General features: G+C 50.1%; 10 protein-coding genes. 7 read left to right on the top strand and 3 right to left on the bottom strand.

From position 1 onward, the window contains the following. The first annotated feature begins 29 nt into the window (after positions 1-29). Both IG82_RS0102770 and IG82_RS0102765 read left to right on the top strand, forming a co-directional pair. On the top strand, positions 30-1,925 hold the full coding sequence (locus IG82_RS0102770; protein WP_156095331.1) for a FlgK family flagellar hook-associated protein: 1,896 nt from the start codon (positions 30-32) through the stop codon (positions 1,923-1,925). Positions 1,926-1,936: 11 nt separating this feature from the next. Next, positions 1,937-2,902: a flagellin family protein gene (locus tag IG82_RS0102765; protein WP_156095330.1), complete on the top strand. Its 966-nt coding sequence runs from the start codon at positions 1,937-1,939 to the stop codon at positions 2,900-2,902. 27 nt (positions 2,903-2,929) lie between these two features. Here IG82_RS0102765 and IG82_RS06915 read toward each other — a convergent pair whose 3' ends face one another. Continuing rightward, positions 2,930-3,715 (bottom strand): M23 family metallopeptidase, encoded by a 786-nt coding sequence (locus IG82_RS06915; RefSeq protein WP_052545626.1) that lies wholly within the window; start codon positions 3,713-3,715, stop codon positions 2,930-2,932. A gap of 30 nt (positions 3,716-3,745) precedes the next feature. Next, complete coding sequence (locus tag IG82_RS0102755; protein ID WP_031934103.1) at positions 3,746-4,297, bottom strand: NifU family protein; 552 nt, start codon at positions 4,295-4,297, stop codon at positions 3,746-3,748. A gap of 213 nt (positions 4,298-4,510) precedes the next feature. Between IG82_RS0102755 and gatA the strand changes: the two genes are divergently transcribed. The 3 genes from gatA (at position 4,511) to IG82_RS0102735 (ending at position 8,034) form a co-directional block, all read left to right on the top strand. After that, entirely contained in the window at positions 4,511-5,977 is a 1,467-nt protein-coding gene (gene gatA, locus IG82_RS0102745; protein ID WP_031934102.1) for an Asp-tRNA(Asn)/Glu-tRNA(Gln) amidotransferase subunit GatA, read from the top strand. Continuing rightward, positions 5,974-7,458: an Asp-tRNA(Asn)/Glu-tRNA(Gln) amidotransferase subunit GatB gene (gatB, locus tag IG82_RS0102740; RefSeq protein ID WP_031934101.1), complete on the top strand. Its 1,485-nt coding sequence runs from the start codon at positions 5,974-5,976 to the stop codon at positions 7,456-7,458. The genes gatA and gatB overlap by 4 nt, the downstream gene beginning before the upstream one ends. Positions 7,459-7,557: 99 nt before the next feature. Then, entirely contained in the window at positions 7,558-8,034 is a 477-nt protein-coding gene (locus IG82_RS0102735) for an outer membrane lipoprotein (protein ID WP_031934100.1), read from the top strand. 176 nt (positions 8,035-8,210) lie between these two features. Here the strand turns inward: IG82_RS0102735 and trpS are convergent, their stop codons facing one another. Beyond that, complete coding sequence (trpS, locus tag IG82_RS0102730) at positions 8,211-9,221, bottom strand: tryptophan--tRNA ligase (RefSeq protein WP_031934099.1); 1,011 nt, start codon at positions 9,219-9,221, stop codon at positions 8,211-8,213. A gap of 289 nt (positions 9,222-9,510) precedes the next feature. On the opposite strand from trpS, the gene IG82_RS07240 reads away from it, so the two are divergent. Next, positions 9,511-11,622 carry a hypothetical protein gene (locus IG82_RS07240; RefSeq protein ID WP_216476132.1) on the top strand — a complete coding sequence of 704 codons (2,112 nt, stop codon included), beginning with the start codon at positions 9,511-9,513 and terminating at the stop codon, positions 11,620-11,622. A gap of 1 nt (position 11,623) precedes the next feature. After that, on the top strand, positions 11,624-12,436 hold the full coding sequence (locus tag IG82_RS0102715; RefSeq protein ID WP_031934097.1) for a hypothetical protein: 813 nt from the start codon (positions 11,624-11,626) through the stop codon (positions 12,434-12,436). The last annotated feature ends 179 nt before the right edge of the window (positions 12,437-12,615 follow it).

Genomic DNA, 12,615 nt, shown 5'->3' with positions numbered 1-12,615 from the left:
GTGTCTCTCATCATTGTGCGCTGGCACCTATGAATATATATAAAACGCACATCTCAGATTTGGCATTTTTTTTGCCTTATGGCAAGCCAGGTTTTCTGAAAAAGAAGGGCGTTGTTATGCCATCAGGTGTGGGCTTTACCCTAGAAAGTGCTTTTCAAGCAGGCCAAAAACGCTTGAATATTCTGACGCAAAATGAGGTGAATCGCCAAGATCCTCACTTTTCACGTCTTGAAACGCACATGATGACGCAAAGTGTGGGCACCTATGAAAGCAGTGTGCAGATCTCAGACATTCATCGGTGTGCGAATCCTGTCATCCTGAAGGGGCTGAGTGAAACCAAAACAACACTGGAGTCATGGCGTCAGCTGGCTTCTTTTTATGGCGTGTTAGAGAGCATGTCTGGATCTGTGGGCGCAGAAGCCGATCTTCTTTCGGGCAGTATTGCTGATTTTTTTCAGGCTCTTGAGGCCACCAACCTCACCATGGAGCAAGATGCTTACCTGAACACTGTGGTGGAGAAAGCCAGCGCCTTAGCAGAGGCTTTTTCTTCCTTCTCACAAAAAATACAAGACCTGCGGTCTGAGGCGGATCACCAAGTGGCGCGGGATGTGGAGGAGGTTCAAAAGCTGTTGTCTCATTATCACGACGTCAATCAAATCATTGCGCGCAGCGAGGAAGGCACCACCGAGCTTTTCTCAGCGCAAGATAAGCAAAGTGGGCTTTTAAAGCAGTTGTCTTCTTATTTTTCGGTGTCACAAACCCACGATCGCTTTCCGGTGGACCATGTGCTGGGTCCTTGCTATTTGTGGGGACCAGGCGGGGTGCCGTTGGTGACAAAAATGCGGCCCAGCACCTTGTCGTTTGAAGAGGCCGGCACCATGAGCCCTGATAACACATGTGACAAGGGGGATCTCAGCACATTGGTGGTGCAGTTTGATAAACTGGCGATTGATATCACCGCGCACACAACGTCGGGAGAGATCGGGGCCCTGTTGAAACTGCGTGATCAGATTTTGCCCGACATGCAGGCTGTGCTTGACCGGGGCGCCGCCACCTTGGCAGATACCATGAATGCTATCCATACACAAGGCAGCGCTTATGCAGCACCTGCCCAGATGATCAGCAGCCGTGTGCTTGATTCCGCTCAGCCGGCCGTGACAGAAAATGGGCAGCTCCGCATTGCCACTCTTGATGCGGAAGGAATGGTGGTGTCTTTGAAAGACATTCCCCTTGAGCCCACACACACCTTGAATGATGTGGTGACATTTATCAACGATGAAGAGGGCTTTTGGGCGTCGTGGCAAGATGGCCACATAAAGGTGGGTGTTTCTGATGCCACCCATAAAGCCCAGGGTGTGGCGTTGGTGGGGCTGGATGCCTCTACAGAAACCCTGATGACAGTGATGGGCCTGAATGATTTATTTTGGTCTCAAGAAAGTCATCAACCCAACACGTCTGACGTGTCGCCAGGGTTTGCGCTGGATCTGCGTATGAACCCTTCTATCCAAGAAAACCCACGTCTGTTTGCACACACGAAGCTCAGCCAAGCGTTTCCACTAGGCATTGGGATCCCAGGTGTTCAAAAAGCGGACGGTATAACCTTAAGCCAGCTGGCACAAGAAAAACATGCCGTGTGGACGTTTGAGGCTGCGGGCGATTGGCAGAACAAAAAGCTGACGCCCACGGATTGGGGCCGCCTTTTTACCACAACGCTGGCGCAAAAAACGGGTCATGCGAAAAGCTCGTTGTCGCTGACAGAGTCTACTATGTCAAAGCTGGAGTCTCTGCGCCAAGAAGAAGAGGGCGTGGATGTGAAGAACAATCACCTTGAGGTTGTGAACATGACAGACTATATGCAAAACGTGTTGGCACTGATGCGTATGACGCGCGATCTTAAGCAGCAAATCATTGCATCCATGGCATGAGGGAGATAGATATGACCGAAAGCACGAACATGGCCTTTGGGCATGGCATTAATGCCTTTATGTATGACAGGTTACAAGATCACGTGAATCAAGCCGCCACCCAAAACGTTACCGGTCAACAATGTGAGCATTTTCATGATATGGGTGGGCGCACATGGCCGCTGCTGGGCGCTGTGGTGGCCAAGAACGCGGCTGATCGTATGGCGAGCTTTTGTGATGAGCAAAAACCTTTTATCAGCCGTTTTCAGGCGGGGTTGTTGAGCCTGCAAGACACGTTGATTGTATCGGCGCAAAATCTTACAGAAGCCGCCACCACATGGAACACGGAAGAAGATTTTCCCGCCTTTCAGCAGGCGATGCGCAGCTGTGTGAACAACACGGTCACTCTTTTGAACACCTATTTTGAAGGCAGCGGCTATCTTTTTGGGGGTGCGCAAACGGATTTGCGGCCCATCAATCCTTTGCTGATTGAGGATTTGTGCCGGGAAGAAGGCGCGGAGTTATCGCTTGGTTCGGTAGACGCCTATGTTGTGGATGGCCCTTTTTGTGAGCGCCAGCAACCGCTGACGCTTTTTTATGATGGGGAAAGCACGCAACCCCTCACCCTTCCTTTACAAGCTAAAGATGTACGGTTTGTGTTTTCGGTGTTTGAATCCATATTAAGCCTTACACCTGAAAATGCCGCTGAAGGCATTCACAATTTGCAGGGTGCTTTTGATGGAACGTTGCATGTTGTGAAACAAGCGATACTGGATACCTCTACGTTGCAAAACACGTTTGATAGGATCAACGAAGAAGCCCATGTGGATCAAGATGTCCGGGCCACACAGGTGGATAACTTAGTTAATGTAGATCCGCTGGCCTCGGCCCAATATTTTTATGACACCAGCAGCGAATTGAGTGCCTTTTTGCAATTCACCCTGATTTCCAAACAGTTTGAGCAATCGCTTCTTGCCATGATGTCTCCTCAACGGTAAGAGCACAGCCATGAAGGTGTGAGGGCACTAGGTCAGAAAGTTTTTAGGATTGATGTGCTTGCCGTCTTTGATCAGCTCAAAGTGCAGGTGTGGGCCAGTGGAGCGTCCTGTGGTGCCCACATAGCCGATGACCTCATCTTTGCGGACCTTCTGGCCAATATGGATCCCTTTTTTATAACGGCTGAGGTGAGCATAGGCCGTTTCCATGGTGCCATTAGCGTGACGGATGCGGATATAGCGGCCATAACCGCCATTATACGTGACCTTCACAATCTTGCCATCTGCAGCTGCATGCACCGGTGTGCCGATGGGCGCGGCAAAATCCATGCCTTTATGCAGCTTTCTTTGTTTCAACACGGGGTGGTGACGATAGCCAAAGTGTGAGCTAAGACGCGCTTTTTTGACAGGTTTATAGATAGAAAAAGAGGCCAGATGTGTCTTGGGAGGTGCGGTGCGTTCCCGTTTGGCTGATGTTTTGGTTTTTGCGTTGGTTCTTGTTTTTACGGATGCCTTGCCTTTTTTTCTTTTGGCCTTGCTGCCAAGGGAGGTTTCCACCAAAAGGTCAGAGGCAGCGTCGACAGTTGAAAGGGGCGTTTCAGACCATGACGCTGTGGATGACGCTGCGTGTGTGGCAGCATCGTGGTTTTGGCCCTTACCTTTGCGTCCTGCCTTTTTCTTGCCTGATTTGAGAGGTTTAGAGCCCCCCATTTTGGCCACATCCTGGCCTGGCTTAAAAAAAGCCATAAGCGAGAGCATCAGAAAAAAAAGCTTTGCAGAAATAATGGTGGGCAGAGAGAGAGATTTTTTCTTCATAAAACAACGACTCTTAGAACAAGAAAAAAATTAAACAGGTTCGACGCGCACGACTTCAGGAATATAATGGCGCAGCAGGTTTTCCACACCTTGCTTAAGGGTGGCCTCAGCGCTGGGGCATCCCGAACAGGCGCCACGCATTTCAAGGTAGACAACGCCATCTTCAAATTTTTTGAACACAATATCCCCACCATCTTGGGCCACAAAGGGACGAATGCGTTCATTGAGAAGATCTTGGATGTCCTTTTCAAGGCTGTCTGGCGCAGGGGAAGAGGATTCTGGGTTGGTGGGAGGCGCTTTGGCCAAAACCTCAAGACCTTTTGCAAAAAAGTCTTTCAATACTGTCAATATCTGGGGACGCAAGCCAGACCAAGCTTGTTTGACATCCTTAGTGATGCTGATAAAATCGGCCCCTAAAAACACAGACACCACCCCAGGCACGTCAAAAAGGGCCTGCACAAGGGGCACACGGGTCGCCTCTTCGGGGGTGGAAAAAGCCAAGGGCTCGTCAGGAGCAATGGGCCTGCCTGCCAGAAACTTCAGTGTCTCAGGGTTGGGTGTATTGTCAACGCGAATATCCATAGATCCCTAACATACACTTTTTTGTCAAAAAGGAAAGCATCATGACATACCGTAACACAAAAAAACCAGAGAGTGTAGGTCAGGCTTGTACCTTCTTAAGATATGGCCCTTTTTTCACACAAGAAATGATTTGTCTTGCCACAGCCCCTCTTTTTTTGCAAGAAATAGCTTGTGAAGAATGGTGATGTGCACGTTTGAAGAGGAGAGCCGTTTTTGGAATCATTAACGTTATGCGAAGCACGCGATGCGTTGCTTGAGGGAACTGTTTCGGCCACAGAGTTGGCGCAGGATATTTTATCTCGCATCGACAACAGTCATCTGAATGCCTTTATTTCTGTTGATCCCGATCGTGCGTTGTCTGCGGCCCGTGAGAGCGATGCACGTCTGGCCCGCAAAGAAGCGCGCCCGTTAGAAGGGCTCCCCATCGCGGTGAAAGATAATATTTGCGTGCGAGACCTGCCCATGACAGCAGCGTCACGTATCTTAGCGCCTTTTGTGCCGCCCTATGAGGCGACGGTGACCCAGAAACTGTGGGACCAAGGGGCCTATCCTTTGGGGAAAACCAATTTAGATGAGTTTGCCATGGGCTCTACCACAACCACCAGCTATTTTGGGGCGTGCGAAAATCCTTGGCGCAGTTTATCGGCGCCTGATGTGCCCCTTGTGCCTGGGGGGTCTTCCGGTGGATCGGCAGCGGCCGTGGCGGGTCAACTGGCCTTGGCGGCTTTGGGGACGGATACGGCGGGATCCATTCGTCAGCCGGCTTCTTTTTGCGGCCTTGTGGGGCTTAAACCCACCTATGGGCGGTGCTCACGATGGGGTGTGGCGCCCCTAGCATCATCGCTGGATCAAGTAGGTCCTATGACCCAAACGGTAGAAGATGCTGCGTTTTTGATGGCTTTTTTAGCCGGTCATGACGCCCAAGATGCAACATCGTGTGATGTGCCTGTGCCTGCCTATCGTGATGTGTTGGGGCAATCGATTCGGGGGCTGCGTTTGGGCATTCCCGAAGAATATTGTGCGCCCACGATGGATGAAGATGCCCAAGTGCTTTGGGAAAAGGGGCGCGCATGGTTTGAGGAGGCTGGCGCAGAGATCAAACCCATTCGACTTCCTCATGCTCGCTATGCCCTGCAGACCTACACCATCATATGTAGCGCGGAAGCGTCATCGAATTTGGCCCGTTTTGATGGCATTCGTTATGGCCTGCGGGCTGAGGAAAAGGATCTGCACGATCTTTATACCAAAACCCGGGACGTGGGCTTTGGCGTTGAGGTGAAACGGCGCATCCTCATTGGCACTTACGCCATGTCTCAAGACTCCTATGAAGACTATTTTCAGAGAGCGCAAAAGGTGCGGCGCCTTATTTTTGAAGATTTTCAAAAAGCCTTTGATGAGGTGGATGCGGTGTTAACGCCCACAACGCCCACAGGGGCGTTTCCCATTGGCCAAAAATTGGATGATCCAACCACCATGTATTTAAATGATGTCTTTACGGTGCCGCAAAACATGGCGGGGCTGCCGGCTATTTCTGTGCCTGCCATGCTCAGCCGCGATGGATTGCCTATGAGTCTTCAGCTTACAGGGCGCCCTTTTGAAGAAGAAACGCTGCTGAAGCTGGCTGGGGTTTTGGAAAAACAGGTGGCATTCCCCCGTTTTGGCTGGAAGGAGCGTGTATGACCACATCCCGTTTTACACTGTCAGGCCACAAAGGTGATTATTATGTGACCATCGGGCTGGAGGTTCATGCGCAAATTGCTTCACAATCGAAACTCTTTTCCTCAGCGCCTGCAGGTTTTGGTCATGCGCCCAATGCCCAGGTTTCTTTTGTGGATGCAGGGTTTCCAGGGATGCTGCCCGTGCTGAACATGTTTTGTGTCGAGCAGGCGGTCAAAACCTGTTTGGGCCTTAAGGGGCACATCAACATGACCTCGCTGTTTGATCGCAAACACTATTTTTATCCCGACCTGCCTCAGGGGTATCAAATCTCTCAATTTTTTGTGCCCATTATGGAGGCAGGATCCCTGCAGATTGCTGATAAACAAGGGGAGCACAAGATCATCCGGATCAATCGCCTTCATATTGAGCAAGATGCGGGTAAAAGCCTTCATGATCTTGATCCGCATCACTCATGTATTGATCTGAATCGCTCGGGCACAGGGCTGATGGAAATTGTTTCTGAGCCTGACTTGCATTCACCTGAAGAGGCGGCTGCCTATGTGCGTAAGCTGCGCAACCTGTTGGTTTATTTAGGAACCTCAGACGGCAACATGGAAGAGGGCAACCTGCGCATGGATGTGAACGTCTCAGTGGCGCAGCCAGGCGAGCCGCTAGGGGTGCGCGTTGAGATTAAAAACCTTAATTCCATACGCTTTATGCAACAGGCCATTATCTGTGAAGCTGAGCGGCAAATTGAGGGGCTTGAGGCTGGGGAAGTGATTGAACAAGAAACGCGGCTCTATGATCCTGATCAAAAAGAAACCTTGCGCATGCGTTCAAAAGAAGATGCTCAGCAATATCGCTATGCGCCAGACCCCGATCTTCCACCCTTGGTGCTTGAAGAGGCTTGGCTGTCAGAGATTCGCGAGGCGTTGCCCGAATTGCCCGATGATAAGCTGGCCCGTTTTCAGCGTGATTTGGGACTGCCTTTTTATGATGCGGATGTGTTGATTCATGACCTTGAGGTGCTTGCTTTTTTTGAGAAAAGTGTGGCCTTTTTGCAAAAAGCCACGCCCAAACTGTTGGCCAACTGGTTAATAACAGAGGTTTTGGGCGCAGTGCGACGAGATGATGTGTCGCTTGCGCAGCATGCCATGACGCCACAACGTCTGGTGTCACTCTTAGAATATATTGCTGACGGCACCTTGTCGGGGAAGATGGCGAAAAGTGTGTTTGAGGAAGCCTGGCAAGACAACAAAGACCCCCGCGTCATTATTGAAGAAAAAAACCTGGCGCAAATGTCAGATGAAGCTTCCCTTATGGCCGTGATTCAGGCGTGCCTTGCGGAAGAGTCTGACAAAGTGGCGGCCTATATCGCGGGTCAAGAAAAGCTGTTTGGTTATTTTATTGGTCAGATGATGAAAAAAACCAAAGGCCGCGCCAACCCTGCACTTTTAAACGCTTTACTCAAAAAAGAGCTGGATCGTCGCAAGTCTTCATAATATAAACCATTGATTAAGAAGATTTATTTTGATATAAATTGACATTCGTTGAAGTATATTTTATCTGTATTGGTTAATCGTTGTAATAAAGGATATTTTATGTATAAGGTTGCTGCGTTGTGCTGTGTTGCTCTTTCTTTATGTGCTGCGGGTTGTACGCCACGGATTGGGGGAGAAGATTATTCGGTGTCAGATTCAGGTCGTTTGAGTCAAACCTATGAGGGGGTGATTCTTTCGATGCGGCCCATTACCATTTCTAATGATAGGCCCGAAAACCAAGGTAATCCTGGCGCTGGTGCAGCAGCAGGCGCTGTGGTCGGCGGCGTGGCTGCGGGCAGCACTATGGGTCGCGGCAATGGTTCCTTGGCAGCAGGGGCGTTAGGCGCCGTTGCCGGCGGTGTGGCCGGTCATTTGGTTGAAAAAGAGCTCAAGCGTCAAGAAGGGTTTGAGTATAGCATTCGCCTCAAAGATGGACGGACCGTGTCTGTGGCCCAAGGCAAAGAGCCCAAACTTTACGTCAATCAAAATGTGCGCGTCATTTTGGGCAGCCAACGCTCACGCGTGGTGCCGGCCTAAGCAGCGCTCACACATTTGCTAAGAAAAGCCCTTGTGCCAACGTGTGCAGGGGTTTTTCTCTGAGGGGTGCCAAGGTTTTTTGTACATGAATGGATAGAAGACTATCTGTGGCTATAAAGGAGCCCTTCTCGGCATGTTGTGGCTGTCTTTTTATATGCGCCAGCGTCAGCTATGTCTTAAGAGTTTGAGTTAAAAAAACCCACAGCGTGACGCACATCTTTCATCACAGCGTTGGCCTCATCTTGGGCGCGTGCTTCCCCTTGGGCCAGTGTTTGTTCAATGGCTTGGGGGTTGGCTATCCAATGGTCAAAAGCCTCACGTAGGGGGGAGAGGGTTTCGTTGATGACCTGAAACGTGGCCTCTTTCATATCGGCCCACCCAATACCGTTGGCATAGCGTTTTTTCATGTCTTGGATAGCCGGTGCAGAGGCAAAAGACTGGAACAGCGCAAAAAGCGAGCACGTTTCTGGATCCTTGGGTTCTTCAGGCCTGCGTGAATCGGTTTTCATTTTAAACACCCCTTTGCGCAAAACGTCAGGCGCACTGAAAAGGGGAATAATGTTGTCATAGCTTTTGCTCATTTTGCGGCCATCAAGCCCTGCCAGGGGCGGCCTGTCCTCTTGAATGAAGGGGGACGGAACCCGCAATATGTCACCATAGGTTTGGTTCATTTTTTGTGCCAAATCACGGGCGATTTCCACATGTTGCTTTTGATCAGAACCTACAGGTACGCGGTCTGCGCGAAAAAGCAAAATATCTGCCGCCATCAAAATGGGGTAGTTATAAAGGCCCATACCCACATGTTGGTCAATCTCTTGAGCCTTCTGGCTTGTCACAGATTGTGTCATGGCTTTATAGGCGTGGGCGCGATTCATCAGCCCCTTGGGACAGAGGCATGATAATATCCAGAAAAGCTCAAAAACGGCGGGAAGTTGTGACTGTCGATAAAAAACTACACGGTCTAAATCCAGCCCCATGGCTAACCAGGCCGCCGCAATCTCAAGGGTTTGCTTACGAAGGGTGTCACCCTTTTGCACAGAGGTTAGCGCGTGGCCATCAGCAATAAAAAGAAAGCCTTCCCCCTCATTGTTTTGCATGAGCGAGAACGAAGGCCTCATGGCGCCTACATAGTTGCCTAAATGAAGCGTGCCCGTGGGTTTAATCCCTGTGAGAAGGCGAAAAGACACGAAAAACCATCATCATGTTTGTGAACGTTGTTTTTTTATATAGGGCGTCGTGGCACCGTGTCATCATAAAAATATTTTTATCCCTTGGGGGACGCTTGGTTTTCACGCGTTCGTCCATAGAGCGTACAAATCCCTGCAGGTTGCGTGTAAGAAAAGGAAATCATGGATGCATGGGACATAAACAAGAAAAAATATCCAGAAAAACAAAATCTAATTTTTGAAAAATTGATATTTTTTATCAATAAAAGAGAATGGTTTCACAAGATATTTTATTCGGGATGGAATGGTTGTGAACACAAAACGTCGTTTGGCATATTTATGCCTATCTTCTTGTTGTCTTGTGGTTTCGTTATGGGCGCGCGACCTGTCAGACGATTTGACCTATCAACTAAGAATGCAAGGTAGTAGGTGTTTAGAGGCTGACCCTGAAAGTTGGTCTTATGTGAGGGAACTCATGAAGGATCCTGACACCAGAAACACGGTGGAAGAGGCTGGACAATGGTCGAGGCAAGAGCTTGAAGACTTTTTTCCCACAAGGGAACTGACGCCACCACCTTCTCCTTCTCTGTCGCGCCATTCAAGTGTGAGTGAACTTTTCTCTCTAGAAGAAGAGACGTTGCATCCTGAAAGATGGGTGCACACGGCTGATGAAGACGAAGATGAGGAAGCCCATCCTGATATGCGCCTTTTGTCCTTCCCAAGTGTTGATTCATCAGAAGGCGGTGAGGGGGTTTATGATGTTGTTGGCGCACAGCAGAGGCACCGAGAAGGCTATAGGCGTGATGAGGACGTTTTTGTGCCCGACAGGCCGTCGCCTTCTCAGGCTGTGGCGTCGCAAGAGGCCTCTCGTGATGTCGTGGATCAGGGTGCACCAACGAGGCCACCAAGGCTTCTTCGATACAGAAACCGTGATGAGGAGGGTGTGCATGCCCTTTCTTCTTCCTCAAGGCCGGCTGTGACACAGGGGCAAGCATCTGCATCTGGGGGCGTGACGTCACAAGCACCAGGTGTGTCTGGCAGTGTGCAAGATGCCTCCACGGGGGGGACAGATCAGACGCAAACGACCCAAGAGGCTTCGCAGACCACTTCTCAGGCTTCCTCTTCCTCGCGGCCTCGTCGTTCTCCTTTGGCACGTTTGGGAAGGGCTTTCAGAAGGTTGATTTCTTCCGGAGGACAAACACATCAGGAAGAAAGGGCCACACCTTCCTCTCACACACCTCAACAGCAAAGCAGGGGCAGAGCCTTATCACCCGGTCCTATTATCGTCGCCGATGTTACCGATGGTCAAGCGCGCGTGGGTCAAGAGCCTGTGGCACAAAGACCAGGACCCAATCATGTGATCTCTGCGACACCTGTCATGTCAGGTGTATCCAACGTCAGAAGAGGTTCGGTAGACAGCATTGGTACGGCAAGTTCTTTGCTATCAAACGACGGAGGCATACCAGTCCCTGATCAGGAATCCATAGTGACAAGGCCTCACAGGCAGCTGCAAGAAAATAACAATATGCCACAAGGTCAGGGTGGGGAGACAAGATCCCCTGTGTTGCAACGGCCTCACAATCCACCTCCGCCCCCGCCAACCCCATCTGAAGTTGTATCGATTCCTGTGCCTCCTCCGCCACCTCCACCACCTCCTCCGCCACCACCAGCTGCGACGCCACAAAGAGCACAAGGTTTGGTACATGCCGGCACCAGTGGCACCGTGGCTCGATCGGCCTCGTCAGCACAAAATTTTGGTCAAGAGCTTCGTCATGCCCTGACTAATGGAACTCTCACACACGTTGAGGCAGGTCATAACCCAGAAAGGGTTCTCAGTGCAAGGGATGCTACGCTGGAGGCTATCAGGCGTCGTCAAGGTGCAACAGCTTCCCAAGATCGTCCTCAAGCGTTGGCGCTGGATCGTTTCCCCAGTCAAGGCACCTCGGTAGAAAGAGGAAGTTTTCTTTGTGAGAAAATAGGGCTGTTGAAAGAAACACACACATCACGCCCCCTTCATCGCATTGTGGACGATTATTTGACCTTGAGTAAAATCCTCAGTCAAGAACCAGATCTCGGGCAAGCACAAAACAATTATAGCGTCCTGCAAAACGATCTTAAGGCGCGCTATGGCCAGCGTATCAAAAGCTTTCTTGAGCAAGAGCTGGCACACCTTGAGCGACACAATAATGGTGCAGATTTCGACGATAGAAAACGTGCATTGGCAAAAGCCTTGACACCCTTTGAAGATTTGCGCAGAAGGCTTGAAGGTGTGAATGTAGGCGCGTCAGGGACTGTTCTTACTGCCTTAGCTGAGAGGTGTCGTGCTTTTCGTCAACCGTCTAGGTCCAGTCAAGATTCAATCAGCCAACAGTCAGACCAAGATAACCAAAGCCTTTCCTCCTGGGTGAGCGTAGAGGGATGATATGCAAAATCTGAGATACAAAACATTTTCGGTGGCCCTATGGTTATGTGGTGTGCACATAGGTCTGGCAGAGGAAAACCCTCAAGACAGGAACAAGCCCTTTCCAGCCACACATCTTGAACCTCTGGTGCTGACTGACATCAAAGAAAAAAAGCCCGGGGCCTTACATGTCAAGAATCCAACATCTGTGGGTGCATCTGGCTTTTATGGGGGGCTTGGTCTAGGGGGAATGCGCCTATCAGGAACGCGTGATGTGTCGTCTAAGCAAAGAGGGTTGGTGCCGCTTGTGGCCATGGAAGGGCAATCCTTTACAGGCGATGGTTTTGTCATTGAAGGCCTTGTGGGATATCGACAGTACATAGACGACGTTTTGCTGGGAGGGGAGTGCACCTTTGGTTGGAGCACGGCATCACACAAGGCGCAAAAAGAAGTGTTGCCCGGTGCGGTCTATACATCAACCCTTTCGCAAAAAGGGCTGGTAGGGGTTGGTTTTCTGGCAGGTTATGTGTTGTCGTGGTGTACACCGTTTACCAAAATAGGCGCTGTGCTCGGGCGCTTTTGCCAGGAAACAAAATCAGACAGAATTATTGCTAAGGTCTCTGACACCCGCCTCTTCCCTGGGTTGGCTGCGTCGTTGGGGATAGAGAAAATGTGGGGGCGGTGGGGCGCACGTCTTGCCTATGACTTTGCTGTCTACGCCTCTCTCACATCCACACGTCCTGATGCGCTGTATCCTGATTATTTCACCATCACACAAAAGACACGTTCCCTCACACAACACAAGGTGATGCTTTCAGGAATAATGTCTTTTTAGACAATGAAATAGACAAGATGTGCTTGACTTTTCCTTCTTTTTATATTTTACAGATATAAATTTTGTTATTTTTTATTATTTTTTACGATGTTTTGGTTGGCTGGTTTATTTTGTATTTTTTCTTCTGTGTCCGTGTGTAGGGGGGGGGTAAGCCTTGAAGACGTGCTGGCAAGTCAAAG

The organism is Candidatus Hepatobacter penaei (assembly GCF_000742475.1).
Taxonomy (GTDB): Bacteria; Pseudomonadota; Alphaproteobacteria; order Holosporales; family Hepatobacteraceae; genus Hepatobacter; species Hepatobacter penaei.
Note: the sequence above shows the minus strand (reverse complement) of the source record. Positions and strands in the feature narration are given on the sequence as shown.